Below are 25,592 nucleotides of genomic sequence, written 5' to 3'. Positions count from 1 at the left end.
CCAAAGCAGTAGGAAATCTAGTCCTCGACCGCCAGCAGGTAAGTCTGGCGCGCGGCATCGATCGGCTTGATTTCGCCGCCGTCCTCGTAGTGCCAGAAGGTCCAGCCGTTGCAGCTCGGCGCGCCCTGCAATTCCTTGCCGAGGCCGTGGATGCTGCCGGTCTTCTTCTCGTAAATGAGCGAACCGTCGGCACGTACCTTCGCGACCCAGCGGCGCTTCTTGTCGAACACCTCGGTACCGGGCTTGAGATAGCCGTTCTCGACCAGCGCGCCGAACGCGACCTTGGGCGCCGAGCGCTTGCTCTGCATGGTCTGGAGCGAGCTTTCGTCGAGCGGCAGTTCCTTCTCGATCCGCTTGAGCGCGGCATCGCGGTAAACGCCCTCGCGCTCGCAGCCGATCCACTCGCGGCCGAGGCGCTTGGCGACCGCGCCGGTGGTGCCGGTGCCGAAGAATGGGTCGAGCACGACGTCGCCCTTTTCGGTTGTCGAGAGAAGCACGCGGTAGAGCAGCGCTTCGGGTTTCTGCGTCGGGTGAACCTTGTGCCCGCCTTCCTTCAGCCGCTCGCCGCCGCCGCAGATCGGCAGGACCCAGTCGCTGCGCATCTGGAGCTCGTCGTTGAGCGTCTTCATCGCGCGGTAGTTGAAGTGATACTTCGCCTTCTCGCCCTGGCTGCACCAAAGCAGCGTCTCATGCGCATTGGTGAAGCGGGTGCCGCGGAAGTTCGGCATCGGGTTGGACTTGCGCCAGACGATGTCGTTGAGGATCCAGAAACCCAGGTCCTGCAGGATCGCCCCGACGCGGTAGATGTTGTGATAGCTGCCGATGACCCACAGCGCGCCATCAGGCTTGAGGATGCGCTTGGCCTCGGTCAGCCAGGCGCGCGTGAAATCGTCATAGCTCTTGAAGCTGTCGAAGCGATCCCATTCGTCCGTTACGGCATCGACATGGCTACCGTCCGGACGGTTGAGGTCGCCGCCCAGCTGGAGGTTGTAGGGCGGATCGGCAAAGACGAGATCGATCGAGGCGTCCGGCAGACGGCGCATCGCTTCGACGCAGTCGCCGTCGAGGATCTGGCCCACCGGCAGCGGTGCGACGGGCTTGGCAACAGCCGTCCTGGTGCGCGCAGCACGCGCTTTCGTGGTCTCGATGACCCCCATTCGATATTTCCCCCAACTTCAGGATACGCGAGTTATCCACAGGGTGAGTCCAACCGGACTCCGCGTCAAGCACCGAATGATCGCAGCATATGGTTAACGGGCCGCTAACCATGAAAGAACAGAAAGAGTCCCCCACAAGATGTTGAGTCTGCGCACTTTGTCGTGACTCGACATGATGGGGTGTTGCACCAATGACTCGCTCGAAGCGATTTATTGCAGGAGCAGCAGTCCGGTGTTGGCGAAGAAGATCAGAACCAGCAGCCCGCCAACCGGGCGCGAGATCGACGGCGCCCGCCACATCAGGGCCGCGATCGCAATTGCGGACACGAGGAGCAAGCCGAGCTCGAGGCCAAGGATGTCGGCAGGTAGCGCCCCCGGCGCGATGCTCATGGTCGCACCGCCGATCAGCAGGATGTTGTAGATGTTGGAGCCGATGACGTTGCCCAGCGCTAGGCCAGAGCGCCCTCGCCATGCTGCGGCAACGGACGCGGCGAGCTCCGGCAGAGAAGTGCCGACTGCGACGATCGTCAGTCCGATGGCCGTCTCGCTAAGGCCGAACAGGCGCGCCAGGTCGACGGCGCCATCGACGAGTATCTTTCCGGCAAAAATCAGGATCGCGAGGCCGGCAAGGAAGAAGAGCACCGCCAGCCAAGTGCGTTGCGGGCCGTCCTCACCGTCATCGTCTTCCTCGAGCGATCGCGGGTGGGTGTAGCGCCACACGATGTATGCGACGATGCAGAACAGCAGCCCTGCCCCGATCAGCGGATGGCCGATCTGCAGATATGCCAGCACAACTAGCAGCACGGTGGCACCGAGCGCTACATTCGCATCGCGCTTGCCGAGGCCGGTCAGCGCAATCGGTGCGATCAGCGCGGCGGACCCGAGGATCAGCAGCGAGTTGGCGATGTTGGAGCCGACGATGTTGCCCCAGGCGATACCGGGCGAACCGATCATCGCCGCCTGGATGCTCGCCACCATCTCCGGCATCGACGTCGCGAAGCCGACGATCACGAGACCGGTGATGAGGCTCGATATCTTGAGGTAGCGCGCAATGCCGACCGAGCCGCGCACCAGCAGCTCGCCGCCGATGGCCAGCCCGACGAGGCCGCCGAGCACTAGCAGGATCGCGCCGCCCATCAGGCCGTCACGCGTCCTGTGCGCAGCAAGGCGATCCCGGCCAGGGCGGAGACGAGCGAACCTGCAAGTACGCCCAGCTTGACCGCATCGACCTGCGCCGCGTCGACGAATGCGAGGTTGCCGATGAACAGGCTCATGGTGAAACCGATACCGGCAATCAGCGAAAGCCCCCACAGCTGGCGCCACGAAATACCCTCGGGCAGTCGCGAAATACCGGTCTTCGCCGCAAGCCAGGCGAAGCCGACGATGCCGATCTGCTTGCCGACCAGCAGGCCGAGCGCAATGCCAAGCGGCAGCGGCGCAAGCAGCGCGGACGGCTCGAGCCCGATCAGCGTCACTCCGGCGTTGGCGAAAGCGAAAATGGGAACCACGAGAAACGCAACCCACGGATGCAGCGCGTGTTCCATCCGCTCGAGCACGGCATCGCCGGTCCGGTCGTGCAGCGGGATAGCCATGGCGAGAGCCACGCCCGCAAGCGTCGCATGGACACCGGACTTGAGGACGAAGAACCAGAGCACTGCACCGAGGATGATGTAGGGGATCGACGAACTCACCCTCGCCCGGCCGATGCCGAACAGCAGCGCCAGCGTTGCAGTCGCAGCCAGCAGCATGCCGGTCTCGACGCCGGGGGTGTAGAAGATCGCGATGACGGCGATCGCGCCGATATCGTCGATCACCGCGATTGCGAGCAGCAATGCCTTCAATGCCACGGGAACATGGCTGCCCAGCAGCGCGAGCACGCCGAGCGCGAAGGCGATATCGGTCGCGGCGGGGATCGCCCAGCCGTTGAGGTTTTCCGGGTTCGACCAGTTGATGGCGACGAAGACGAGCGCCGGCGCGATCATCCCCCCGAGTGCCGCGAACAGGGGAAGAGAGGCCTGCGACCAGCTCGACAACTGGCCGGTCAGGACCTCGCGCTTCACTTCGAGACCGACGAGGAGGAAGAACACCGCCATCAGCCCGTCGTTGATCCACAGCAGCGCGGGCTTCTCGATCCCGCCACCGCCCACGGTGACCGCGATCTCGGTCTGGAGCATTGCGAAATAGCCCGGTGCCAGCACGCTGTTCGCCGCGAGGAGCGCAAGCACTGCCGCAACCATCAGCACGATACCGCCCGCGCTTTCTTCCTGCATGAAGGCACGCAGCGACTGCGCAGCGGTACGGACGACCATGGGATGCTCCGGTGGTTCTGTTCTCGAGGGGAAAATTGTGCGGCGTACGGGGCCCTGAGGGGGAGGGGATGGGGTAAGAGGACCCCGTACGCCGCCGTGTCGCTACGCTGAGCCTTGGAGATTTCTCTGCGCAGCGACGATCCGGTCTTTCAGCTTCAGCCGGATGCGCTTGAGGATCTTCACATCCTCCTGCTTGCCCGCGGCCTTGCTGGTGTCGATCAGCCTGTCGAGGCGCCGGTGCCTGCGACGCAGCTTAGAAATGTAGCCTTCCATTACTGCCTCCGTTGAACCGACTGCCCTGTTGCAGGAGCGATATGTTGCGAGGCAGGCGATAATTCCAATTGGAACGAAAATCGCGGTCCAATAGTTTGCATCTATCATGCCTACGCTCAGACAGCTCCAGTACCTCGTCGCCCTCGACGACACGCGCCATTTCGGGCGTGCAGCGGACACCACCTATGTCTCGCAGCCGACGCTCAGCCAGCAGATTCGAGAGCTCGAGCACAGGCTCGGCGCGAAGCTGGTCGAGCGTGGGCGGCCGGTACGACTGACACCGATCGGGCGCGACGTGGTGGCCCGCGCCCGGCGGGTCATGCGCGACGTCGCGGAGATCAAGGCGCTCGCCGCCGCGCACGAGGACGGCATGGCCGGCACGATCCGCGTCGGCGTATCGCCAACCATCGGGCCCTATCTCATGCCGCTGGCGGTCGTGCGGCTGCACCAGAAGCACCCCAACCTGCGGCTGTATATTCGCGAAGGCATTCCGGACGAGCAGTTCAACGAGCTACGCAACGGCGCGCTCGACATGATGCTCGCCCCCCTCCCCGTACCCGGCGGCGACCTGCATATCGAACCGCTGTTTCGCGAGCCGCTGTGCCTCGTCGCAACCCCGGACAACGCTTTGCTGAAACGCGAGCCGTTGCCGCGAGAAGCATTGCGCGGCGCGCCGATCCTGAGCCTCGATCCGCGGCACCACTACCACCGCCAGATCGAAGGCATCTGCAACCAGTACGAGGCGGAACTGCTGCGCGACTACGAGGGCACGAGCCTCGACAGCTTGCGGCAGATGGCAGGCTCGGGCCTCGGCATGGCGATCCTGCCGGAGCTTTACCTGCGCTCCGAAACCGGCGGAGAGGACATGGTCAAGCGCATCAAGGTCGAGGGCTGGAACGTCGAACGCTCGGTTGCAGCCGTGTGGCGCAATGGAGCTGCCTATGCGCAGAGCTTTGCTGCAATCGCCGAAGTCGTCGCAGCCGAAGCCCGCGAGATGCTGACCTAGAGCAGGACCATCTGCGAAACCGGTGCGAAGCTGCGCCGGTGCAGCGGGGTCGGGCCATGGATGCGCAGCGCCTCCATGTGATCCTTGGTGCCGTATCCCTTGTTCCGCTCCCACCCGTACTCGGGGTGCTCCTGCGCCGCTTCGAGCATCATCCGGTCGCGCCATTCCTTCGCGACGATCGAGGCAGCCGAGATCGCCGGCTCGATCCCGTCGCCTCCGACGATTGCCTTGGCCGGCCAGCACCATTCGGCGCGGCGACCCTCCGGCGTGGCATTGCCGTCGATCAGGACATTGCGCGGCTCGGCGCCGAGTGCCTCGGCCAATTGCGCAACGGCCAGTGTCATGGCGAGCATGGTCGCGCCGAAGATGTTGAGCCGGTCGATCTCCTCGACATCGACCACGGCCACCGACCATGCGCAGCGTTCGCGGATCGCCAGATCGAGCTTCGCGCGGCGGGCGGCGGTGAGTTTCTTGGAGTCGTCCAGGCCGCCAGGCCGGGGCTTGCACAGCGCGACCGCAGACGCGACAACAGGGCCGGCCAGGGGGCCGCGTCCGGCTTCATCGACGCCGAAAACGAGGTCCTCGGCACAAATTCCGTTGTCAGGTGTTCCGCAGGTCATGACCATGATGAAAAACTCTTCGCTCGCCCTTCTCCTATCCCCCGCCGTCCTCGCGCTCGCAAGCTGCGGGACCGAAGCTTATGGGGACAGCTCGCGCGAGGCCGTTTCGACGCCCGCCCCTACCGATGCCTACCAGGTGGGCCCCTTCTCGGTCACCGAACACGGCACCTATAACGAGCCTTGGGCTGCGGCATTCGCGCCCGGTACGCAGGTGCTTTTCATCACGGAAAAGCCGGGCACGATGAAGTTCTTCGACGTCGCGTCGGGCCGGCTCGGCACGGTTACCGGTGTCCCCACCGTCGACTACGGCGGCCAGGGCGGCCTCGGTGACGTTGCTTTCCTCAAGTCCGAAGCGAGCAGCACGCTCGATCGCCGCACGATTTACCTGAGCTGGGCCGAAGCCGGCGAAGGCGACACGCGCGGCGCGGTCGTCGGTCGCGGCACGCTGGTTTGCGAAGAAGCGGATGCCTGCCGCATCGAAGGCATGAACGTCATCTGGCGCCAGGCACCCAAGGTAAGCGGCCGCGGCCACTATTCGCATCGGATCGCATTCTCGCCGGACGAGAAATACCTCTTCATCGCGAGCGGCGATCGCCAGAAGATGGAACCGGCGCAGGACACCTCGAACACGCTCGGCACGGTCGTTCGCCTGAACCTCGACGGCACGCCCGCAGCGGGCAATCCGCTCGCTAGCCAGGGCAGCCCGAGCGACCAGATCTGGTCGTGGGGTCATCGCAACATCCTCGGCCTGCAGTTCAATGCCAAGGGCGAGCTGTGGGAGATCGAGCACGGCCCGCGCGGTGGTGACGAGCTAAACCTCGTCGAGCGCGGCAAGAACTATGGCTGGCCGACCGTATCGGACGGCATCCACTACGACGGCGGCCCGATCCCCGATCACGCGACCCGCTCCGAATTCGAAGCACCCGAGCTGGGCTGGACGCCGGTCATCGCGCCGGGCGACTTCACTTTCGTCAACGGCGACCTCTTCGCGGATTGGAAAGGCAATGCGGTGATCGCGGGCCTTCGCTCCGAAGCTCTCGTCCGCGTCGAATTCGACGGCACTACGGCGCGCGAGGCCGGGCGATACGAGATGGGCGCACGCCTGCGCAAAGTGCTCGAAGGCCCGGACGGTGCGCTCTACGTCCTGCAGAACGGCGAAGGCGGCAAGCTGCTGCGCCTCACCCCCGCAAGCTAGGCGATAGGCGGCTACAGGCGAAATTGATCGACAGGGCGGCACGCCCGCCCTATCGGCGCGCGCCATGGCGACGCTTGTCCCCCTTTCCGCTGTCGATCCGGAAATGATCGAACAGCTTCTCGACCGATCATTCGGCGAGGATAGGCATGCGCGCACCGCCTATCGCATCCGCGAGGGCGTCGAATGGCTCGACGGGTTGAGCTTCGCCGCGCTCGACGAAGACGAATATCTCGTCGGCACGATCCAGCTTTGGCCGGTCGCCCTGACCGATCCCGAGGGGCGGAACTCGCCGCTGCTGATGGTCGGCCCGGTCGCGGTCGTGCCAGAGCGCCAGAACGAAGGCTTCGGCAAGATGCTGATGATTGCCGCGCTAGAGGCGGTCGCGGCCAGCGCGACGAGCGATGCGCCCGCCCTGCCCCAGGTCATGATCGGCGATCCGGAATATTACGGTCGCTTCTTCGGCTTCACTGCCGAACCGACCGCCAAATGGCACTGCCCCGGCCCGGTCGACCATGCGCGCCTGCTCGTAAGGTGCGACAATCCGGCGGTGCTGCCCGAGGAAGGCATGCTAGGCCCCTGGCCGGGAGCCTTGGCGAGCTAGCTGCGTTCTGGCATCGGAAACCCAATGCCGTACGAACCACCACCCGAACTGGCCTCCCTCACGCTCGCCGAAGTGGCCGAGCAGGTTGCCGCGCGCAAACTCCCGCCGGTCGAGCAATGGTCGCCCGAAAGCACGGGCGACAGCCTGATGCGCATCGCGGCGGACGGCACGTGGTATCACGATGGCAGCCCGATTTCGCGCAAGGCGATGGTCCGCGCTTTCTCCGGCCTGCTCAAGCGCGACGAGGACGGGCAACACTGGCTGGTAACGCCGTTCGAGAAGCAGTCGATCGAAGTCGAGGATGCGGCCTTCATCGCTGTCGACGTGGTCGAGCGGGACGGCGGCCTCGCTTTCCGCCTCAATACCGACGAGTTGGTTGTCGCCGATGCGGACCATCCGCTTCGGGCAGCAGGCAGCGAGGAAACGCCCGCGATCTATCTCGGCGTACGGCGCGGTTGCGAAGCCCGGCTCAATCGCTCGACCTACGCCCAGCTGGCCGAGATCGCCTTGCAGCAGGGCGAGGACTGGACCGTCAGCAGCCAGGGCGCGGAATTCTCCCTCCTCCCGGCATGAGCGATCTCTTCAACCGACTGACCCGCCTGTTCGACGAGGGGCACCGGGAAGACATCCCCGACCTGATGAGCGATGCGCGTTTTGCCGACCTCGACCGGACGGCAGAGGCTGCTGTCCTCATCGCGATTACCGAGCGCGAGCGGCCCGGCGTTATCCTGACCAAGCGTCCCGACTACCTGCGCGACCACCCCGGGCAGGTCGCCTTCCCCGGCGGCAAGCAGGATCCGGGCGAGGACGCCGTCGAAGCCGCCCTGCGCGAGGCGGAGGAAGAACTTGCGCTTCACCGCACCCACGTGCGGCTGATCGGCACGACCGATCGCTACCAGACAGGCACCGGCTTCGACATTACGCCGGTGTTGGGCGTCGTGCCGCCCGACCTTCCCCTTGTCCCGAACCCGCGCGAGGTCGAGGCATGGTTCGAAGCGCCGCTCGACCTCCTGATGCACCCCGACAACTGGACCGAGAACGAGGTCTTCTGGAAGGGCGACATGCGCCGCTACCTCGAAATGCATTACGAGGGCTTTCGCATCTGGGGCGTTACGGCCGCGATTATCTCCAACCTCTCGCGCCGACTGGCTTGGCTCGACTGACCGGGGCGGACTATAGCGCGCGCATGAGCAAGACCCTGCCTCCTGCCCCGTGGACCCGGCGCGACGACCTTGCGCGCCTCGTCGCTGCGCTGGGGATCGAGAACGTCCGCTGGGTCGGCGGGGCCGTGCGCGACACTTTGCTCGATATCGAGGTGAAGGATATCGACGCGGCGACGCCGTTGCTGCCCGACGAGGTCATGGCGCGCTGCAAGGAGGCGGACATCCGCACCGTCCCGACCGGCATCGACCACGGCACGATCACTGCAATCCTGCCCACCGGCCCGGTCGAAGTCACGACGCTGCGCAAAGATGTTTCGACCGATGGCCGCCGCGCGACGGTCGCTTTCGCGAGCGAATGGCGCGACGACGCCGCGCGGCGCGATTTCACCATCAATGCTCTCTACGCCCATCCCGACACACTGGAGATCGAGGACTACTTCGGCGGGATCGACGATCTTGCAGCACGGCGCGTGCGCTTCATCGGTGATGCCCACCAGCGCATTCGCGAAGATCACCTACGCATCCTGCGCTACTTCCGCTTCCAGGCCCGCTTCGGCGCGGAGCTCGACGAAACGGCGGAAGCGGCCTGCGCCGAACTGGCCGAAACGCTCAAGGGTTTGAGCCGTGAGCGCGTGGCTATGGAACTGCTGTCGCTGCTCTCCCTGCCCGACCCGAGCGAGACCGTGGCCCGGATGCACCGGCTCGGCGTGCTCCCGGTCGTCCTGCCGGAGTGTTGCAAAAAGGGTGTGGAGGCGCTCAAGGCGTCGATCGAGACGGAGCGGCGCGAAAGCGAAGCGCCCGATCCGATCCGCCGCCTCGCCGCCCTGCTGCCTGCCCTTCGCCCGGTGGCCGAGACCGTTGCCGCACGCCTGCGCCTCTCACGCCAGCAGCGCGAGCGCCTGACCTGCGCTGCCGAGCGGAACGAGGGTGATGTCGCCGATCCCCGCGCCCTCGCCTACACCGAGAGCCGCGAATGCGCGATCGACCGGCTCCTGCTCCAGGGAGCTTCGACGACTCCGCTGCGAGGGTGGGATATCCCGCAGCTGCCGATGAAGGGCGGCGAAATCGTCCAGCGCGGAATCGCAACCGGTCCCGAGGTCGCGAGGACGCTGCGCGCGGTCGAAGCCAGGTGGATCGCGGAAGGTTTTCCCGATCGCCAGCGGGTCGAGGCTATCTTGCAGGAATTCCTGCAGAAACGCAGCTGACGGAAACCTTCAGGTCCCCTTCATCGTTGATTGGCTAGAAGGCAGGGGTTGTCAGACCAGCCTCGCGCTGGCATTTGACCGCGCCATTCGGCCCCTTCGGGTCGAGACCTGCGGGTCGCCATGGGTCCCTCGTGTGATCCTATCCCGCCTCTTCATACTAGTTCGCCTGTCGCGCCCGGGGGTGCGCTGCGGATGACAAACAACGTCCGAAAGACGGAGAGACAGAACATGATCAATCGTATTTTCGCAGCCGGCGCCGCCGCCGCACTTCTCGCCAGCCCGCTCGCAGCGCAGGACAACGGCCTCGTCGCCGGTGCAACCGTCCTCGGCCCGCAGGGCAACCCGGTCGGCACCGTCGACAAGGTCGAGAACGGCACCGTCAGCCTGAACACCGGCAAGCACGTCGCTGCCCTGCCGACCACCGCCTTCGGCACCAGCGAAGCCGGCCCGACCATCACGGTCACCAAGGACCAGCTCAACGCCATGATCGACGGCCAGATGGCTGAAGTGGACGCCAAGCGCGATGCGGCTCTCGTTGCCGGCGCGACCGTCGTCACCCGTGGCGGTGTCACCCTCGGTGTCGTCGAGAGCGTCGAAGGCGACAACGTCGTCGTCGCCCGCGAAGACGGCCCGTTCGCACTGGTTCGCGAGAACTTCACCATGCAGGGTGATGCACTCGCCGTGATCTTCACCGAAGCGCAGATCGAAGAAGCACTGGCTGCACAGGCTGCCGCCACCGCTGCTCCGGAAGCTGCGAGCGAAGACGCTGCCGAGTAAGCTCGAAGCGTTTTAGAAAAAAGGGCCGGGAGCGGTTGACGCTTCCGGCCCTTTTTCTTTGCTCGATCCTGAGCCGGGTCAGTCGAATGTATTGTCGCGCGGAAAACCCTGCGGCGGCAGGCGTCCGGCAGCACCGCGTGCGACCTTCCACTGCCAGATCTCGTTCTCCGTACGGGTACGGTCGCCCTTCCCGCCCATCGTCCAGCTGAGGCCGTCCTCCAGCTTGAAGGTCGTCGCATCCGACAGCCCGCCGTCGCGATAGCGTTGCAGCGTCACGCCCTGCCCGCGCGCTAGCATCGGCAGCTCTTCGAGGCTGAAGACGACCAGCTTGCGGTTGTCGCCGACCACCGCGATGTGATCGTGCTCCTCGGCGATTTCGCGGACCACCTGCACCTTGGCATCGCCCTTCAGGTTGACGACCTGGCGGCCCTTCTTCGTCTCCGCGAGGATCTCGTCCATCTGCGCGGCAAAGCCCTTGCCGGTGGTCGCGGCGAGCAGCATCTGGCCCTTCTGGCGATAGACGATGACGCCGATGATCTGCGCATTCGCATCGATGTCGAGCATGTTGCGGATCGGTTCGCCGAAGCCGCGCGCGCCCGGAAGCTTGTCGGCCCCGAGCGTATAGATGCGGCCGTTGTCAGCCACGATCAGCAGTTTGTCGGTCGTCTGTGCATGCAGCGCGAAGGCGGGACCGTCGCCCTCCTTGTACTTGAAGTCGCCGCGCCGGTCCTCGGTATCGAGATCGACATGGCCTTTCGCGCCGCGCACCCAGCCCTTTTGCGACAGGATGACGGTGACCGGTTCCTTCTCGATCATCGCATCCATGCTGAACTCGACCGTCGGGGCAGCTTCCTCGATCGTCGTGCGGCGCGGGCCGAGCTTGGCGTCCTCGGCATATTCCTTGCGCAGGGCATTGAGATCACGCTTGAGGCGCGTGCGCTGGCGGGCGGGCGAACCGAGCAGCTTGTTCAGCTCGTCCTGCTCTTTCAGCAGGTCGTCCTTCTCCTGCCGCAGCTGCATTTCCTCCAGCTTGCGCAAGCTGCGCAGGCGCATGTTGAGGATCGCTTCGGCCTGGCGGTCGGTGAGCTTGAACTCCTCCATCATCACCGCCTTGGGATCGTCCTCGTAGCGGATGATCTCGATCACGCGGTCGAGGTTGAGGAAAGCGATTATATAGCCTTCGACCAGTTCCAACCGGCGGGCGATCTGGTCGAGCCGGTGCTGGCTGCGGCGCTGGAGGATCTCGATCTGGCTGCGCGTCCAGTGTTCGAGCAGCTCCTTCAGGCCCATCACCATGGGCGTGCGCGTCGCATCGAGGACGTTCATGTTGAGCCCGAAGCGCGTCTCGAGGTCGGTCAGCTTGTAGAGGCTTTCCTTGAGCAGTTCGGCATCGACATTGCGGCTGCGCGGGACGAGCACGATGCGGATGTTCTCGTCGCTCTCGTCGCGCACATCGTCGAGGATCGGCAGCTTCTTGTCGGCGATGAGCTGGGCGATCTGCTCGATCAGCTTGCCCTTCTGCACTTGGTACGGGATTTCGCTGATGACGAGCTGCCACTGGCCGCCGCCGAGCCGCTCGATCCCGGCATCGCGGTCCTCTTCCTTCTCGGCCTCCGCCGCATGGAAACGGCCACGAATGCGGAAGCTGCCACGCCCGGTTTCGTAGGCATTGGAGATTGCCTCCGGGCTGTCGACGATCAGGCCGCCGGTCGGCAGGTCCGGACCCTTGAACAACTCCATCAGCCGCGCATGCTCGACATGTGGATTGTCGATCAGCTCGAGCGTCGCGTCGATGATCTCGGTGACGTTGTGCGAGGGGATGTTGGTGGCCATGCCGACCGCGATACCGCTCGCGCCATTGGCGAGCAGGTTGGGGAACAGGCCGGGGAACAGCTCGGGCTCTTCCTCCTCGCCATTGTAGGTCGGGATGAAATCGACCGTTCCTTCGTCGAGGCCTGCCATCAGGCGCATCGCCGTCTTGGTCAGTCGCGCTTCGGTGTAGCGATAGGCGGCGGCATTATCGCCGTCGATATTGCCGAAGTTGCCCTGCCCCTCGACCAGCGGATAGCGCAGCGCGAAATCCTGCGCGAGGCGGACCATCGCGTCATAGGCCGCCGCGTCGCCATGCGGGTGATACTTACCGATGACCTCGCCGACCACCCGCGCGCTCTTCTTGAAGGCGTTGCTCGGGTCGAGCTTCAGCTGCCGCATGGTCCATAGCAGGCGGCGGTGGACCGGCTTCAACCCGTCGCGCAGGTCGGGCAGCGAACGGGCGGTAATCGTCGAGAGCGCATAGACGAGATAACGCTCTTCAAGCGCGGAATCGAACGGAGCATCGACGATCGCGTCGAACGGGTCTTTTTCGTCTTCGGTAACGGACATGCAACTCGCCTTATCACCGCCTCAACTCGCCTAACAGGCCGGAACGCAAGGCTTTCCCCACGCGTAGATCGGGTAACAGCAAATCAAGGAGTTACTCATGACACGCGTACTGATCCTCGCCACCGACGGCTTTGAACAATCGGAACTCATGAAGCCGAAGGCCAATCTCGAAGACGCCGGAATCGAAACGACCGTCGCCAGCCTCGAGGACGGTGAAATCACCGGGTGGAACGATAAGAACTGGGGCGACAAGGTCTCGGTCGACATCACGGTCGATGAAGTCGAAGTCGGCGACTACGACGCGCTCCTCCTCCCGGGCGGCCAGATCAACCCCGACATCCTGCGCATGAACGAACGCGCCGTGGCAATCGTGCGCGGGTTCGATATGGCGAACAAGCCGATCGCAGCAATCTGCCATGCCCCGTGGATGCTCGTCGAAGCAGACATCGTGAAGGGCAAGACCGTCACCTCGTGGCCGTCGGTCCGCACCGATCTCGCCAATGCAGGCGCAAATGTGGTCGACCAGGAAGTCGCAGAGGACGGAAACCTGATCACGAGTCGCAACCCCGACGACATTCCGGCCTTCTCGAAGGCCCTCATTTCGCGCCTCGGCGGAGAAATGAAGAAGGCCGCATAAACCTTCGATAATTCAGATATTTGAGAGGCCCTGCCGCAGCGATGCGGCGGGGCTTTTTGCGTTTGGGGGTTGACGAATGAGGCACGCCTCGCCCAATTGTGGCTAAATTATGGCCAAAAGGAGGCTGAAATGAGGCGTGAACTGAAAGCAGGTTTTCTGGGTGTGGTTGCGGCTGGCGCATTGCTCGCCGGTTGCTCCGACCAGAGCAGTGAAGCGATGTACGAGGAAGCCGCAGTCGACATGGCCGAGGCTCCGTCCGAAATCGCCGAAATGGAAGCGAGCGCAGATGCCGCCGTCGAGGCTTCGGCGGACCCCATGGCAAGCGAAGTTCCCTCAGGCGACATCCCGCTCAACGTCCCGAAGATCGCCTACATCTACCGCTACGGCTTCAGCCTTCCGGGCGACAACATCGCCAAGCTGCAGCAGGAACACGCCGACCTGTGCGAAGCGCAAGGGCCCTACACCTGCCGGATCCTCTCGATGGATCACGAAGGCGAAACCGGCGAATATGCGCGCGGAACGCTCCAGCTCGCGGTCGCGGCCGACAAGGCGCGCGAATTTGGCGCAAAGCTCTCTCCCGAGGCGGAAATGCTGGACGGCGAACAGGTGACCCATTCGATCGAGGGTGAAGACCTCTCCAAGGCGATCGTCGACACCGAGGCCCGCCTGCGCGCCCGCACGGTGCTGCGCGACCGGCTGCTCGAAGTCCTCAAGACGCGGCGCGGCACGGTGGCCGAACTGGTCGAGGCCGAACGCAGCGTCGCGCAGGTCAACCAGGAGATCGACCAGGCCCGCGCCTGGGTGAAGGAAATGAAGAGCCGCGTCGCCTACACGCGGATGAACATCTCCTACGAAAGCAGCACGCCGGTCGCCGGCGACTTCCTCTCGCCGATCCAGGGCGCGGTGGGATCGCTCGGCTCGATCTTCGGCTTCGTCATCGCGGCCCTGATCCTGCTCGGCGCCGTGCTGCTGCCGATCGGAGGCATCGTCTACGCGGGCCGCGCGATCAATCGCCGGATGAACCCGCATCCGACCGAAGCCTGACCCCATTCGCCGCCTGCCGCTCCTCCAAGGGCGGGCGGCGAAGCGAGGGGGTGCCCGCAACTGTCCCCCAGGGCGCCCCCTCACCCCCTTGCAGCACTCTGCCGGATGTTGCAGCACACCAGCGGAGGGGATTGAAATGCGGAAATCTTTTGTCTTCCCGGCGCTCGCCGCACTCGCGCTCACAGCCTGCGGGGAGAGCGAGCAGGTGAACGAGGCCGAGGCGGTTGTCGAGCGGATCGAACCCGAGGCGGTCGGTGATGCTCCGGTAAATGAGTTCGGCTTCTGGGAAGCCCAGTCCAGCGGCCCGCTCAACATGTTCGATTCGGGCCCGTCGGCTGGACCAGGCAGTGCCGTGCGGCAGGTTGCGCGTCGAACCGAGACAGCAGAGACTTCGCAGGCGCAGGTGCAGCCCGCACAATCGAGCATCGCCTATTCCTACAGCTTCGGCTTCCAGATCGATCAGGAAGACATCCCCGAACTCCAAAAGGCACATGTCGCGCTGTGCGAAGGTCTCGGCCCCAAATGCCGGATTCTTCGCATGTCGCAGGCCGGGAGCGACGGATACGACGGTTACGGGCAGCTGCAGTTGCAAGTCGAGGCAAACCAGGCGCGTGCATTCGGCGATGCGCTGCGAGCGCCGGCGGAAGAACTAGGCGGAGAACAGGTCTCCTTCGTGGTCGACGGCGAAGACTTGTCGGAAACGATCATCGACACGGAAGCGCGCCTCGCCTCGCGGCTGGTCCTGCGCGACAAGCTGACCGCGATTCTGCAAGGCAATCGCGGCTCGGTCGACGAGCTTGTGAAAGCCGAAAAGGCGGTGGCGGAAATCAATCAGGAGATCGATTCCACCCGCTCCAAGCTTCAGGAGCTGCGCAACCGGATCCGCTTCAGCATGGTCTCGATCGAGTACAACACCGCGTGGACCAACAGGCAGGTCGGCTTCGTCGAACCGGTCAGGGACGCGATAGCGTCAATCGGCAGCACGCTGGGCGTCACCGTTTCGGCATTAATCTACATTGCGACCGCTTTGGTCCCGATTACGCTCTTCCTGCTGGCGATCCGCTGGATACTCCACCGCTTCGGCCTGCGCATCCGGTTCTGGCGCAAGCGCGAGAGGGAAACCGCAGAAAGCTAGAAGCCGCTCATGTCGTTGCTTTCGGCTGGGATGGAGACTTCCAGCCCGTCGAGATCGTCCGACAGCAGGATCTGGCAAGACAGGCGGCTGGTCGGCTGAACACCGGCGGCGAGGTCGAGCATGTCCTCTTCCTCCTCGCTCGCTTCCACAAGTTTGCCGAACCACTCGCGCGCGATGACGACATGGCAGGTCGAGCAGGCCATCTGCCCTTCGCATGTCCCCTCGAGCGGCATTCCGGCGGCCTGTGCGACCTCGAGCAGCGGAATGCCCGCTTCGCCCTCGGCTTCGACGCGCTCGCCCTTTGCAGTGGTGAAAGCGACCCGGACGCTCACAGGCCCTGCTCCTTTGCAGCGGTATTGATCGCCTGCGCCGCCTCTTCGATCTGCTCCATCGTCGTGTAGCGACCGAAGCCGAGGCGGATCGAGCTTTTCGCTTCCTCGTCGGACAGGCCGATCGCCTTGAGCACATGGCTCGGCCGGCCCGATCCGCTGGCACAGGCGCTGCCCGCGCTGAACATCACATTGCGGCAGTCGCTCATCAGCCGCGCGACATCGAGGCCTTCGCGGCGGATATTGAGATTGCCATGCCAGCGCGCGTCCTCGCTACCGTTGAGCGTCCAGTCGGAGAAGAGCTCGCGGGCGCGGGACCAGAGCTGTTCGATATGCTCGGCATCCTGCGCCATCCGGTCTTTCGCTTCCTTGGCCGCCGCGCCGAAACCGGCGCATAGCGCGGGGCTGAGCGTGCCGGAGCGCAGGCCGAATTCCTGCCCGCCACCGGTCTGCACTTCCTCCAGCTCGAGCCCGTCGCGCACCCACAGCGCGCCGATGCCCTTGGGCCCGTGAAACTTGTGCGCGCTGATGGCGATCATGTCCGCGCCGGTGACTTCCATCTTGCCGTAGGCCTGCACCGCATCGCACAGGTAGAGCGCGTTCATTTCCTTGGCACGGCGATGCCAGTCGAGCGTCGGCTGGATGGTGCCGATCTCGTTGTTTACCTGCATGACGCAGATGAGGCGCGTATCGGACGGCGGATCCTGCTTCACATTGCACTGCCCGTCCTGCGCGACGTTAAGCTCATGCCACTTGCCGCACGATTTCGCCGTATCGAGCACCGCTGCATGCTCGATGGCGGAGACCGAGACCGTCCCGCCGCGCGAAGCCGTGCCGCGAATGGCGAGATTGATCGCCTCGGTCGCGCTGCCGGTGAAGATGACCTTGCCGCCCGCCGGGAACAGTGCTGCCACGCGGTCGCGTGCGAGTTCGACCGCCGCAGCCGCCTGCCGACCCATCCGGTGTGCGCTGTGCGGGTTGCCGAAGCCGGTCCCGTCCGGCCCGTCGAGCCAGCGTAGCATCGCGTCGCGCGCTTCAGGGGCGAGCGGGGTCGTGGCTTGGTAGTCGAGGTAAATCATCGTCCTGCCATCTCAAGCCAGACCTCACAGAAACGTTCCACTTCGGCGCGGGTCGTGTTCCAGCCGACGCTGACGCGGATCGTATTCGCAGCGACAGCCGGATCGACCTGCATTGCCTCCAGCACCCGGCTGACCTTCATCGTCCCGCTCGAACAGGCGCTGCCCTGCGAAACCGCGATCCCCGCCATGTCGAGCCGCATCACCTGCGCGCTCGCGCCCATGTTCGGCATGGAAAGCGCGCGGATATAGGGCGTCGGGTCGGCGAGACCCAGCGAACCGCCTAACGCGTCGAGTGGCTCCATCACGTCCGTCTCGACATAGGTATCGCCTGCAGCTTCGAGCGCCGCGGCCATGCCGAGGACGCCGGGCATGTTCTCCGTCCCGCGCCGATAGCCGCGCTCGTGCCCGCCGACCGGTTCGAGCAGCGCGTAGTCGGACAAGAGCAATGCGCCCACGCCGATAGGCCCGCCGAACTTGTGCGCCGAGACGATCGCCATGTCGCACGGCGGAAGCGGCATCTTGCCCGCACTCTGCGCGCAATCGGCGAGGAGCAACCCGCCCGCTTCGGAGACGATCCGCATGACTGCTTCGAGGTCCTGCCGGTTCCCGGTCTCGGAATTGACGTGCTGGACCGCAACCAGTGGCCTCTCGCGCTGCACAGCCTCAGAAAGAACTTCCAGGTCCAGCGCTCCATCTGCTGCGACGGGCAGGCGCTCGGCATCGGGGACGGTACCGAGGATGCAATCATGCTCGACGCTCGATACGAGACGCGCGCCGGCCTTCGCATTGCGCAGGGCCAAGGCCGCAGCCTCGCTCGCCCCGCTGGTGAAGATTACCTCGCCGTCCCAGCCGAGCGAGCGCTTGATCCGGGCGCGCGCATCTTCCAGCGCCGCCTTGGCCTTGCGGCCCTCGGCATGGGGGCTCGACGGGTTCGCCCAGATCGCGAAACCTTCCTCCATCGCGGCGAGCGCTTCGGGCCGGATCGGGCTGGTCGCGGCGTGGTCGAGATAGATGCGTTCGGAAATGGGATGCGCCTATGGTTACGATGATTGCGATTTATCGAACAAACACTATATAGCCAGCGACTTCTCGCGCGCCAGCCGCGCGGCATCCATTCGGACAGGTATATAGCGATGCCCACAGTGATTTTTCCCGGCCCAGAGGGTCGCCTCGAAGGTCGTTTCTCTCCGCCGCCGCGCCCGCGTGCGCCGGTTGCGATGATCCTCCACCCGCACCCGCAGGGTGGTGGCACGATGAACGAGCAGATTACGCAGCGGCTCTACAAGACCTTCGTCGACCGTGGTTTCGCCACGCTGCGGTTCAATTTCCGCGGCGTCGGCCGCAGCCAGGGCAGCTTCGACAACGGCATCGGCGAACTTTCCGATGCCGCTGCTGCGCTCGACTGGGTGCAGTCGATCCACGAAGAAGCGCAGGTGACCTGGGTCGCCGGCGTGAGCTTCGGCGCGCTGATCGGCATGCAGCTACTCATGCGCCGCCCGGAGATCCGCGGCTTCATCTCGATCGCGCCGCCCGCGAACATGTATGATTTCTCGTTCCTCGCCCCCTGCCCGGCTTCGGGTATCTTCATCCAGGGTGCGGCGGATACGGTGGTGCAGCCCGCAGCCGTCCAGAAGCTGGTCGACAAGCTGCGCACGCAGAAGCACATTACCATCCATCACGAAGAAATTCCGCGCGCGAACCACTTCTTCGAGAACGAGCAGGCCGAGCTGATGGCATCGGTCGACAACTACCTCGATTTCCGCCTCGACCCGGCCTGCCCGATCAAGTGATCGGCGGGCCTTCGCGGCCGCGCTTCTCCTAGCCTCCTGAAACCAGTGGCAAAACGCCACGCGAAAAGCCTTGCCCTCAGTATGTGATGTTGTAACATTGCACGAGTCGCGAGGCCTCGGGTCGTGCCGCCTCGCAGGAGAGGAGAAGCACAATGGCCTATGTCGACCAGAACACCTCGAACGGCCGGATCACCGCGATTGCAGGGGTCATCGCGATCCATGCCGCAATCGGCGGAATCCTGATCACCGGTCTTTCGACGGTCATGCCCTACATCACCGAAGAAAAACCCCTGCCGGCGACCGAGTTCGAGCTCGATCCGCCGCCTCCGGAACAGGAAATCGAGCCCGAACAGGTCGAAACGCAGACCCCGCAGGCGCCCGACATCTACACGCCGGAACCGCCGGTCAGCATACCGACCGCGCCGCCCGACCTCGGGACGACCGTCGAGCTTCCGCCACTCGGGCCGATCCTCGAGAAAGTCCCGCCGCGCGGCGATACCTTCGTCAAACCCACGCCCAAGCCCGAACCGACCTTCGATCCGCTCCCTGCCAAGCCGAGCAACAACCCGGGCGGCTGGGTCACGACGGCGGACTACAAGTCGAGCTGGATCACCCGCGAACTGCAGGGCACGGTCGGTTTCGAAGTGCGCGTCGGCGCGAACGGCAGGGTCGAGACCTGCCGCGTGACGAGCAGCAGCGGCCACTCGCAGCTTGATGATGCGACGTGCCGGCTGATCGAACGCCGCGCGAGGTTCAGCGCGGCCCGTGACAGCAAGGGGATCAAGTCGCCGGGCACCTATCGCAACGCGGTGCGCTGGCAGCTTCCCGACTAGGAGCCGTCCCCGGAGGGCGTCGCCGCCTCGATCTTGTCGACCGGCGACGTTCCTTCGCTGTCGGGAACGGTCCAGATCAGCACGTTCACCACGCCGACCAGCGCCAGCACGAACATCAGGACGGCCTGCTGGCGCGAACCGCGCTTCCACGCAAACCATGCAGCGATGCAAAGGCCGATCGCGGCGAGAACGACGAGCGAGAGTATCAGGTCCATGACCAACGCCTAGCCAATCGCGGCTCGGGTGGAAAGATATCGCGCGAAACCGGCTGGCCGCCTCAAGAGAGGCTTTGACAGTTTCGCGGAGCCGCGTCACACACCGCGCATGAACTCCCAGCATTTCGACATCACCCGCCGCCAGGTCCTCGCCGGACTTGGCGCGTCGACCGCGCTCACCCTTGGCGGCTGCGCCTCCTACGCCGTGCGCCCCGGCGCGCTCGACGAAGCCCGCCAGATCGGTGCCGACCGCCTGCTCGAAGGCGTGGCCTACAGCCTGCTCGAACACGAGCCGGAACGGGCAACCTCCCTTGGCGTCGATACCGGCAATTACGCGTCGCTGCGCTCCAGGATGGAAGACCAGTCGGCACAGGGCCAAGCTGCCTATGCCGCGCAGCTGCGGCGCGACCTGGAGCTGGTGAAGCGATACCCGCGCGAAGGCCTCGATGCCGACACGGTGACCAATCTCGATGTCGTCGAAAGCGCCTATTCGACCGCGCTCGATGGCTTCGCCCTGCCCTATGGCGATGTCGCCGTCGGCAGCTGGCGCAATACGCCCTATGTCGTGATCCAGAACGTCGGCACCTACCTCGATGCACCGCGCTTCTTCGATTCCACCCATCCGCTGCGCGAGGCCGAGGATTTCGACGCCTATGTCGCAAGGCTGGAGCAGCTGCCCGAAGTCCTGAATGGCGAACTGGGCCGGATGAAGGCGGCGCGCGGCATGGGCGTCGTTCCGCCGGACTTCCTGCTCGCCAAGGCAGTCGACCAGATGCGCACGACCTTGCAGGACGCGATGGGAGGCGGCGCGCTCGTCGCACCGCTCGCCATGTCCAAGAACGAGCATGCAGGTGTCGCGGCGGGCCGTGCTCGCAAGATCGTCACCGAACGGGTCGCACCCGCGCTCGAAGCGCAGCTTGCCGAGCTTTATGCGCAGCAGAAGGTCGCGACGTCCGATCCCGGGCTGTGGGCGCGCCCGCGCGGCGACGAGTGGTATGCCTGGGGCCTGCGCGCCAGCACCACGACGACGCTATCGCCGGACGAGGTGCATGAACGCGGCCTCGAAGAACTCGCAGCGCTTCATGCCCGCATGGACCCGATCCTGAAGGAAATCGGCTACACCACTGGCAGCGTCGGAGAGCGGATGCAGGCTCTGTCCGAGGACTCGCGCTACAAGTTCAAGGAAGGCGATCCGGGCCGGGCAGAGATCATGGCCTTCATCAACGACCGGATCGACTGGATCAAGTCGCAGATGCCGCGCGCTTTCAACACGCTGGTCGACCCGAACCTCGAAGTGCGCCGCTTGCCCCTCGCCGAAGAACCCGGAGCGCCGGGCGCCTATGGCGGTGCGGGGAGCAAGGACGGCACGATCCCCGGTCGCATGTGGATCAACCTGCGCACGACCGATCTTCACCGCAAATACGACCTTGCCGACCTCACCTATCACGAGACCATCCCGGGCCATGTGTGGGAGGGCGAATATTCCAACCGCCTGCCGCTGATCCGCTCGATCCTCGCCTTCAATGCCTTCAGCGAAGGCTGGGCGCTCTACGGCGAACAGCTGGCGGACGAGCTCGGCGCCTATGACGACTTCAAGGTCGGGCGCCTCGGCTATCTGCAGAGCCTCGCGTTCCGTGCCTGCCGCATGGTCGTCGACACCGGTCTCCACCACAAGCGCTGGAGCCGCGAGCGTGCGGTCAATTTCTTCGTCGAGCGCAACGGCTCGAAGCGACCCGAGGTCGAGAGCGAAGTCGATCGCTATTGCAGCTGGGCGGGCCAGGCCTGCGGCTACAAGGTCGGTCACAGCGAGATCGTGCGCCAGCGCGCGCTTGCGGAAAGTGCGCTGGGCGAGGCCTACGACATGAAGGCGTTCAACGACGCCGTCATCCTCGGCGGCAACGCTCCGCTCGACGTGCTGGCGAAGAATGTCGCGCGCTATGTGGAGCGCACTACGGCCTGAGCCTGCTCGCGACGATTTGACAAACCGCCTCGCCGAGCGTTTCCTCCTCCGACGGGATCGCAGGATGATGGGGAGTCGTCGTGCGTTACATTGTCGCCATTTGTGCAGCCGCCCTGTGCCTCAGCGCCTGCGAGGACGCGCCGAAAGAGACCGCGTCCCCGCCGGAGGAGATCGCGCAATTCGCCGACCTTCCCGAACAGGCAGCTGACGCGCAACCTGCAGGGCCCGCCTCCTACGAAATAGACATGACCGTCCCGCTGATGGAGTGGGAGAGCAACCAGCTCCTGGAGATGCTTGCCGGCTCGCGCCTGTTCGCCGAGGTGATGCGCACGAAGGAGCTGACCGGCTACGTCGTCGAGCCGGGCAAGGACAAGGACCTCGAACGCGCCCAGCGCGACCTCGAACAGATCAAGGCCAACCTCGCGCGCCTGTCGGAAGACGGCGTGCCGACCTACGCGCTGGTCCATTCACTCGACGGGAGCTTCGTCACCGCATGGCTTTTTTCGCCCGATGGCGGGATCATCATGAGCAACAGCGGCAATCCCTACCAGGGTCTCGGCCAATTGACGGAAGGCATAGGGGTCAACCGCTTTGCCGAAGTTCGCGCACCGCGCCTGCGCGGCGAGCCTGCTCCCACCCCGGCCGACCTCCGCCAGCTTCGCGCCGAGGACAATACCGAGGAGGCGAAAGCGAAGCGCGAGGAGACGCTCGCGAAAACGGCGGAGCAGCTGCTCCCGCGCATCGTCGGGGAGGCGCTTGCAGAACGACAGGGGCGCCTGCTGATCGTCGGCACGCGCGACACCGGTACTGCGCCCTATGCCGCGCTCAAGCTTGGTGGCCGCGAGGCGTATGAGAACTGGTCGTTCGTCGTTCTGCCCGACATCGCATCGCTGGCAGGCGAAGATCTCGGTTTCGACCACAGGCGGCTCGATCTCGAACAGGCTGTGATCGTCGGCAATCCCGACCTGTCGGACGATCCGGTCTATATCTGGAAGGACCTGCCCGGTGCCGAGCTGGAAGCGAAGCGCGTCGCATCGCGGGTCGATCCGGACAAGTCGCGCGTGCTGATGGGCAAGGATGCGACGCGGCAGGCGTTGGTCTCCGCAATCAAGGAGCGGCCGAAAGCCGGGATGATCTACATCGCGACGCACGCGATCGCCGACCAGAAGGTCAATCCGCTCACCCAGGGGCTCATCGCCATGTCCGGCAACAGCCACTACCGCCCGGGCCATATCCGGCAGGAACGCTTCGACGGTATGCGCGAGAACAACCCCATCGTCGTGATGAGCGCATGTCAGACCGGCCTCGGGCGTTACATGGACGGCGGCGGTTTCGGCGTCGCACGCACCTGGACCGCGAAAGGCGCCAGCCAGGTTATCGCGAGCCTGTGGAACGTCAGCGACAAGGCGACCCTCATCCTGATGACCCGTTTCATGGACCAGCTGAAGAAGGGCAAGGCGCCGGAGATCGCGATGCAGGAAGCGCAGCGCATGACCCGCGATTACAGGGATTCGAAGGGCAACTACCCGTTCCGCGACGATCCCAAGCTGTGGGCCAGCTTCACCGTCTACGGCCAGCCGAGCATCGCGACGAGCAGCTAGCGCGCGCTATTTCTTGCCGAAGAAGCTGCTCGCCATGCTGGCGATATCGTCCAGCGGGCTGCCGTCGCCATCGCGGTCGAGCATCGAGGCGAACTTGGAAAGGGACCCTTCCCCGCCAATCGCATCGCGGATCTGATTGAGCATGGCTGCATCCATGCCGGTCTTCGCCTGTGCGACCTCGATCGTGTCGCGCGGGTCCTGATGCGCTTCTCCGAGCGCGGCAACCGCCTTCGCGGCATCGGCCGGGTCGATGCCGAACTTCTCGGCCATGTTCTTGACCGTCGGATTGTCGCTGACTTGGCCGAGAATACTGTCGAACAGGCTCATCAATCACCTCCCTCTTTCGATTCGCTGCCCATCATGGGCGACCCATGTGCAAAGAAAAAGGCTCCCTCCCCGCTATCGGGAAGGGAGCCTTTCCTCTCCAGCTCTTGATCTGGTTCAGGCGACCTGTGCCGCCGACTGCGGAGCCGCCTGCTTCACGCCTTCGTCGACGTGGCTTTCGAACTGCGCGAAATTGTCGACGAAGAGCTGCACCAGCTTGTGCGCGGTGCGGTCGTATTCGTCCTTGTCGGCCCAGGTCGAACGCGGGTCGAGGATCGTCTGGTCGATACCTGCTTCCTCGAGCGCCGGAACGCTCACCGGCACGTCGAAACCGAAGTTCGGGTCCTTGCGGAACTCGACATCGTCCATCTTGCCGTCGAGCGCGGCGTTGAGCAGCGCGCGGGTCGCCTTGATCGGCATGCGGTTGCCGACGCCGTACTTGCCGCCGGTCCAGCCGGTATTGAGCAGCCAGCACTGCACGCCGCCCTTGGCGATGCGCTCCTTGAGCAGGTTGCCGTAGACGCTCGGGTGGCGCGGCATGAAGGGCGCGCCGAAGCAGGTCGAGAAGGTCGCTTCCGGTTCGGTCACGCCGATTTCGGTGCCGGCAACCTTCGCGGTGTAGCCCGACAGGAAGTGATACATCGCCTGGTCGGGAGTGAGGCGCGCGATCGGAGGCAGCACGCCGAACGCATCGGCGGTCAGCATCACGACGTTGCTCGGAACGGGCCCGAGATTGTGCTCGCTCGTGTTCGGGATGTAGTCGATCGGATAGGCGCCGCGGGTGTTCTCGGCGAGCGAGTTGTCGTCGAAGTCGAGTTCGCGGGTCTGCTCGTCCATCACCACGTTTTCGAGCACGGTGCCGAACATGCGGGTGGTGGCGTAGATTTCCGGCTCGGCCTCTTCCGACAGTCGGATCATCTTGGCGTAGCAGCCGCCTTCGAAGTTGAAGACCGCCGTGTCCGACCAGCCATGCTCGTCATCGCCGATCAGCGTGCGGCTGGCATCGGCCGAAAGCGTGGTCTTGCCGGTGCCCGAAAGGCCGAAGAAGACCGCCGTCTTGCCGTCCGGGCCGACATTGGCCGAACAGTGCATCGGCATCACGCCCTTGGTCGGCAGGAGGTAGTTGAGGATGCCGAAGACGCTCTTCTTCATTTCGCCGGCATATTTCGTGCCGCCGATGAGGATGAGCTTTTCCGACAGGTTCACGGCGACGACCGTTTCGCTGCGGGTCCCGTGACGCTCGGGATCGGCGCGGAAGGTCGGCAGGTCGATGATCGTGTATTCCGGCACGAAGCCTTCGAGCTCGTCCGCGGTCGGACGGCACAGCAGCGTGCGAATGAAGAGGTTGTGCCACGCGAGTTCGTTGATCACGCGCACCTTCACGCGGTGTTCCGGCTGCGAGCCGCCGAACAGGTCGGCGACGTAGAGCGTTTCCTTCTCGCCGACGGCCTTGAGGAAATCTTCCTTCAGCGCGGCGAAATGCTCCGGCGTCATGTCGACGTTGGTCTTGCCCCACCACACGGTGTCGGCCGTCTCGTCGTCCTTGACGATGAACTTGTCCTTCGCGCTGCGGCCGGTGTGCTTGCCCGTTTCGACCACCAGCGAACCGTATTTCGACAGGCGGCCCTCGCCATTGTCGATCGCATGCTCGACGAGCTGCGCGGTGCCGAGGTTCGGGTGAATCTTTGCGTCGGTCTCGATCCCCTGGGAGGCGAGCGAGTGGGAAAGCGCGATGGTCACTGAGGTCTCCTGCGATACGGGATATCGGGCCGTCCGTGGCGCGACCCGATTCGCCATGCATAGGTATGCATTGCGTCTCCGGATGCGCATAATGTCGCACTGCCACCGCGTCAAACCGTAGTGCGGCGGACTGTGGAGCGAATCCTATATCTCGCACCAGGGCCGCTATCGCGTTGTCTCGCCAAGCGTAAGCGGCTAGCGTCGCGCCAACCCCGGC

At 64.8% G+C, this 25,592-nt stretch carries 26 protein-coding genes; 14 read left to right on the top strand and 12 right to left on the bottom strand.

Annotated elements, in window-relative coordinates; genetic code table 11:
• Positions 1-17: 17 nt before the first annotated feature.
• The 4 genes from EO245_RS06340 to EO245_RS13375 all read right to left on the bottom strand — a co-directional run bounded on the left by EO245_RS06340 (position 18) and on the right by EO245_RS13375 (position 3,739).
• Complete coding sequence (locus tag EO245_RS06340; RefSeq protein WP_128892134.1) at positions 18-1,157, bottom strand: site-specific DNA-methyltransferase; 1,140 nt, start codon at positions 1,155-1,157, stop codon at positions 18-20.
• Between the two features lie 210 nt (positions 1,158-1,367).
• A complete protein-coding gene (locus tag EO245_RS06335) occupies positions 1,368-2,294 on the bottom strand; it encodes a calcium/sodium antiporter (protein ID WP_128892133.1) in 927 nt (308 codons plus the stop codon).
• Positions 2,294-3,466 (bottom strand): Na+/H+ antiporter NhaA, encoded by a 1,173-nt coding sequence (nhaA, locus tag EO245_RS06330; RefSeq protein ID WP_128892132.1) that lies wholly within the window; start codon positions 3,464-3,466, stop codon positions 2,294-2,296. The genes EO245_RS06335 and nhaA overlap by 1 nt, the downstream gene beginning before the upstream one ends.
• A gap of 102 nt (positions 3,467-3,568) precedes the next feature.
• Positions 3,569-3,739: a hypothetical protein gene (locus EO245_RS13375; protein ID WP_164931268.1), complete on the bottom strand. Its 171-nt coding sequence runs from the start codon at positions 3,737-3,739 to the stop codon at positions 3,569-3,571.
• 106 nt (positions 3,740-3,845) lie between these two features.
• Here EO245_RS13375 and EO245_RS06325 point away from each other — a divergent pair, with 106 nt between their 5' ends.
• Complete coding sequence (locus EO245_RS06325) at positions 3,846-4,745, top strand: hydrogen peroxide-inducible genes activator (RefSeq protein ID WP_128892131.1); 900 nt, start codon at positions 3,846-3,848, stop codon at positions 4,743-4,745.
• On the opposite strand, the gene EO245_RS06320 is transcribed toward EO245_RS06325, so the two are convergent.
• Positions 4,742-5,365, bottom strand: coding sequence for a ribonuclease HII (locus EO245_RS06320; RefSeq protein ID WP_128893484.1), 624 nt, complete (start codon positions 5,363-5,365; stop codon positions 4,742-4,744). The genes EO245_RS06325 and EO245_RS06320 overlap by 4 nt on opposite strands.
• Before the next feature lie 4 nt (positions 5,366-5,369).
• Here EO245_RS06320 and EO245_RS06315 point away from each other — a divergent pair, with 4 nt between their 5' ends.
• The 6 genes from EO245_RS06315 (at position 5,370) to EO245_RS06290 (ending at position 10,306) form a co-directional block, all read left to right on the top strand.
• Positions 5,370-6,560, top strand: coding sequence for a PQQ-dependent sugar dehydrogenase (locus tag EO245_RS06315; RefSeq protein WP_128893483.1), 1,191 nt, complete (start codon positions 5,370-5,372; stop codon positions 6,558-6,560).
• Between the two features lie 64 nt (positions 6,561-6,624).
• Positions 6,625-7,161 carry a GNAT family N-acetyltransferase gene (locus EO245_RS06310; protein WP_128892130.1) on the top strand — a complete coding sequence of 179 codons (537 nt, stop codon included), beginning with the start codon at positions 6,625-6,627 and terminating at the stop codon, positions 7,159-7,161.
• 24 nt (positions 7,162-7,185) lie between these two features.
• Positions 7,186-7,734 (top strand): DUF1285 domain-containing protein, encoded by a 549-nt coding sequence (locus EO245_RS06305; protein WP_128892129.1) that lies wholly within the window; start codon positions 7,186-7,188, stop codon positions 7,732-7,734.
• Positions 7,731-8,324 (top strand): CoA pyrophosphatase, encoded by a 594-nt coding sequence (locus EO245_RS06300; RefSeq protein ID WP_128892128.1) that lies wholly within the window; start codon positions 7,731-7,733, stop codon positions 8,322-8,324. The genes EO245_RS06305 and EO245_RS06300 overlap by 4 nt, the downstream gene beginning before the upstream one ends.
• Positions 8,325-8,347: 23 nt before the next feature.
• Positions 8,348-9,529 (top strand): CCA tRNA nucleotidyltransferase, encoded by a 1,182-nt coding sequence (locus tag EO245_RS06295; protein ID WP_128892127.1) that lies wholly within the window; start codon positions 8,348-8,350, stop codon positions 9,527-9,529.
• A 228-nt stretch (positions 9,530-9,757) separates the two neighbouring features.
• Positions 9,758-10,306 (top strand): hypothetical protein, encoded by a 549-nt coding sequence (locus EO245_RS06290; protein WP_128892126.1) that lies wholly within the window; start codon positions 9,758-9,760, stop codon positions 10,304-10,306.
• A 78-nt stretch (positions 10,307-10,384) separates the two neighbouring features.
• Here EO245_RS06290 and parC read toward each other — a convergent pair whose 3' ends face one another.
• Positions 10,385-12,688: a DNA topoisomerase IV subunit A gene (parC, locus tag EO245_RS06285; RefSeq protein ID WP_128892125.1), complete on the bottom strand. Its 2,304-nt coding sequence runs from the start codon at positions 12,686-12,688 to the stop codon at positions 10,385-10,387.
• 97 nt (positions 12,689-12,785) lie between these two features.
• Between parC and EO245_RS06280 the strand changes: the two genes are divergently transcribed.
• The 3 genes from EO245_RS06280 (at position 12,786) to EO245_RS06270 (ending at position 15,504) form a co-directional block, all read left to right on the top strand.
• Positions 12,786-13,325 (top strand): type 1 glutamine amidotransferase domain-containing protein, encoded by a 540-nt coding sequence (locus EO245_RS06280; RefSeq protein ID WP_128892124.1) that lies wholly within the window; start codon positions 12,786-12,788, stop codon positions 13,323-13,325.
• Positions 13,326-13,454: 129 nt separating this feature from the next.
• Positions 13,455-14,369, top strand: a complete 915-nt coding sequence (locus EO245_RS06275; protein WP_128892123.1) for a DUF4349 domain-containing protein — start codon at positions 13,455-13,457, stop codon at positions 14,367-14,369.
• 136 nt (positions 14,370-14,505) lie between these two features.
• Positions 14,506-15,504 carry a DUF4349 domain-containing protein gene (locus EO245_RS06270; RefSeq protein ID WP_128892122.1) on the top strand — a complete coding sequence of 333 codons (999 nt, stop codon included), beginning with the start codon at positions 14,506-14,508 and terminating at the stop codon, positions 15,502-15,504.
• On the opposite strand, the gene EO245_RS06265 is transcribed toward EO245_RS06270, so the two are convergent.
• From EO245_RS06265 to EO245_RS06255, 3 genes are read right to left on the bottom strand one after another with little or no spacing between them, the layout of a single operon-like run.
• Complete coding sequence (locus EO245_RS06265; RefSeq protein ID WP_128892121.1) at positions 15,501-15,836, bottom strand: 2Fe-2S iron-sulfur cluster-binding protein; 336 nt, start codon at positions 15,834-15,836, stop codon at positions 15,501-15,503. The two genes, EO245_RS06270 and EO245_RS06265, sit on opposite strands and share 4 nt — an antisense overlap.
• Positions 15,833-16,912 (bottom strand): cysteine desulfurase family protein, encoded by a 1,080-nt coding sequence (locus EO245_RS06260; protein WP_128892120.1) that lies wholly within the window; start codon positions 16,910-16,912, stop codon positions 15,833-15,835. The genes EO245_RS06265 and EO245_RS06260 overlap by 4 nt, the downstream gene beginning before the upstream one ends.
• On the bottom strand, positions 16,909-17,925 hold the full coding sequence (locus tag EO245_RS06255) for a cysteine desulfurase family protein (RefSeq protein ID WP_255416964.1): 1,017 nt from the start codon (positions 17,923-17,925) through the stop codon (positions 16,909-16,911). The genes EO245_RS06260 and EO245_RS06255 overlap by 4 nt, the downstream gene beginning before the upstream one ends.
• 120 nt (positions 17,926-18,045) lie before the next feature.
• Here EO245_RS06255 and EO245_RS06250 point away from each other — a divergent pair, with 120 nt between their 5' ends.
• Together EO245_RS06250 and EO245_RS06245 are read left to right on the top strand one after the other, a co-directional pair.
• Positions 18,046-18,702, top strand: a complete 657-nt coding sequence (locus EO245_RS06250) for an alpha/beta hydrolase (RefSeq protein ID WP_128892118.1) — start codon at positions 18,046-18,048, stop codon at positions 18,700-18,702.
• A 152-nt stretch (positions 18,703-18,854) separates the two neighbouring features.
• A complete protein-coding gene (locus EO245_RS06245; RefSeq protein WP_128892117.1) occupies positions 18,855-19,535 on the top strand; it encodes an energy transducer TonB in 681 nt (226 codons plus the stop codon).
• Here the strand turns inward: EO245_RS06245 and EO245_RS06240 are convergent.
• Positions 19,532-19,750 carry a hypothetical protein gene (locus EO245_RS06240; protein ID WP_128892116.1) on the bottom strand — a complete coding sequence of 73 codons (219 nt, stop codon included), beginning with the start codon at positions 19,748-19,750 and terminating at the stop codon, positions 19,532-19,534. The genes EO245_RS06245 and EO245_RS06240 overlap by 4 nt on opposite strands.
• A 109-nt stretch (positions 19,751-19,859) precedes the next feature.
• On the opposite strand from EO245_RS06240, the gene EO245_RS06235 reads away from it, so the two are divergent.
• Both EO245_RS06235 and EO245_RS06230 read left to right on the top strand, forming a co-directional pair.
• Positions 19,860-21,710, top strand: coding sequence for a DUF885 family protein (locus EO245_RS06235; RefSeq protein WP_128892115.1), 1,851 nt, complete (start codon positions 19,860-19,862; stop codon positions 21,708-21,710).
• 80 nt (positions 21,711-21,790) lie between these two features.
• Positions 21,791-23,311 (top strand): CHAT domain-containing protein, encoded by a 1,521-nt coding sequence (locus EO245_RS06230; protein WP_128892114.1) that lies wholly within the window; start codon positions 21,791-21,793, stop codon positions 23,309-23,311.
• A 6-nt stretch (positions 23,312-23,317) separates the two neighbouring features.
• On the opposite strand, the gene EO245_RS06225 is transcribed toward EO245_RS06230, so the two are convergent.
• Together EO245_RS06225 and EO245_RS06220 are read right to left on the bottom strand one after the other, a co-directional pair.
• A complete protein-coding gene (locus tag EO245_RS06225) occupies positions 23,318-23,638 on the bottom strand; it encodes a hypothetical protein (protein WP_128892113.1) in 321 nt (106 codons plus the stop codon).
• Between the two features lie 114 nt (positions 23,639-23,752).
• Positions 23,753-25,375, bottom strand: a complete 1,623-nt coding sequence (locus EO245_RS06220; RefSeq protein WP_128892112.1) for a phosphoenolpyruvate carboxykinase — start codon at positions 25,373-25,375, stop codon at positions 23,753-23,755.
• Between the last annotated feature and the right edge of the window lie 217 nt (positions 25,376-25,592).

Source organism: Erythrobacter sp. HKB08 (assembly GCF_004114695.1).
In the GTDB taxonomy this organism is placed as follows: Bacteria; Pseudomonadota; Alphaproteobacteria; order Sphingomonadales; family Sphingomonadaceae; genus Parerythrobacter_A.
Note: the sequence above shows the minus strand (reverse complement) of the source record. Positions and strands in the feature narration are given on the sequence as shown.

What these genes read in the sequence shown, in the direction of transcription:
- EO245_RS06340 (WP_128892134.1), bottom strand. Translation starts at nt 1,157, where the DNA reads ATGGGGGTCATCGAGACCACGAAAGCGCGTGCTGCGCGCACCAGGACG.
- EO245_RS06335 (WP_128892133.1), bottom strand. Translation starts at nt 2,294, where the DNA reads ATGGGCGGCGCGATCCTGCTAGTGCTCGGCGGCCTCGTCGGGCTGGCC.
- nhaA (WP_128892132.1), bottom strand. Translation starts at nt 3,466, where the DNA reads ATGGTCGTCCGTACCGCTGCGCAGTCGCTGCGTGCCTTCATGCAGGAA.
- EO245_RS13375 (WP_164931268.1), bottom strand. Translation starts at nt 3,739, where the DNA reads ATGGAAGGCTACATTTCTAAGCTGCGTCGCAGGCACCGGCGCCTCGAC.
- EO245_RS06325 (WP_128892131.1), top strand. Translation starts at nt 3,846, where the DNA reads ATGCCTACGCTCAGACAGCTCCAGTACCTCGTCGCCCTCGACGACACG.
- EO245_RS06320 (WP_128893484.1), bottom strand. Translation starts at nt 5,365, where the DNA reads ATGACCTGCGGAACACCTGACAACGGAATTTGTGCCGAGGACCTCGTT.
- EO245_RS06315 (WP_128893483.1), top strand. Translation starts at nt 5,370, where the DNA reads ATGATGAAAAACTCTTCGCTCGCCCTTCTCCTATCCCCCGCCGTCCTC.
- EO245_RS06310 (WP_128892130.1), top strand. Translation starts at nt 6,625, where the DNA reads ATGGCGACGCTTGTCCCCCTTTCCGCTGTCGATCCGGAAATGATCGAA.
- EO245_RS06305 (WP_128892129.1), top strand. Translation starts at nt 7,186, where the DNA reads ATGCCGTACGAACCACCACCCGAACTGGCCTCCCTCACGCTCGCCGAA.
- EO245_RS06300 (WP_128892128.1), top strand. Translation starts at nt 7,731, where the DNA reads ATGAGCGATCTCTTCAACCGACTGACCCGCCTGTTCGACGAGGGGCAC.
- EO245_RS06295 (WP_128892127.1), top strand. Translation starts at nt 8,348, where the DNA reads ATGAGCAAGACCCTGCCTCCTGCCCCGTGGACCCGGCGCGACGACCTT.
- EO245_RS06290 (WP_128892126.1), top strand. Translation starts at nt 9,758, where the DNA reads ATGATCAATCGTATTTTCGCAGCCGGCGCCGCCGCCGCACTTCTCGCC.
- parC (WP_128892125.1), bottom strand. Translation starts at nt 12,688, where the DNA reads ATGTCCGTTACCGAAGACGAAAAAGACCCGTTCGACGCGATCGTCGAT.
- EO245_RS06280 (WP_128892124.1), top strand. Translation starts at nt 12,786, where the DNA reads ATGACACGCGTACTGATCCTCGCCACCGACGGCTTTGAACAATCGGAA.
- EO245_RS06275 (WP_128892123.1), top strand. Translation starts at nt 13,455, where the DNA reads ATGAGGCGTGAACTGAAAGCAGGTTTTCTGGGTGTGGTTGCGGCTGGC.
- EO245_RS06270 (WP_128892122.1), top strand. Translation starts at nt 14,506, where the DNA reads ATGCGGAAATCTTTTGTCTTCCCGGCGCTCGCCGCACTCGCGCTCACA.
- EO245_RS06260 (WP_128892120.1), bottom strand. Translation starts at nt 16,912, where the DNA reads ATGATTTACCTCGACTACCAAGCCACGACCCCGCTCGCCCCTGAAGCG.
- EO245_RS06250 (WP_128892118.1), top strand. Translation starts at nt 18,046, where the DNA reads ATGCCCACAGTGATTTTTCCCGGCCCAGAGGGTCGCCTCGAAGGTCGT.
- EO245_RS06245 (WP_128892117.1), top strand. Translation starts at nt 18,855, where the DNA reads ATGGCCTATGTCGACCAGAACACCTCGAACGGCCGGATCACCGCGATT.
- EO245_RS06240 (WP_128892116.1), bottom strand. Translation starts at nt 19,750, where the DNA reads ATGGACCTGATACTCTCGCTCGTCGTTCTCGCCGCGATCGGCCTTTGC.
- EO245_RS06235 (WP_128892115.1), top strand. Translation starts at nt 19,860, where the DNA reads ATGAACTCCCAGCATTTCGACATCACCCGCCGCCAGGTCCTCGCCGGA.
- EO245_RS06225 (WP_128892113.1), bottom strand. Translation starts at nt 23,638, where the DNA reads ATGAGCCTGTTCGACAGTATTCTCGGCCAAGTCAGCGACAATCCGACG.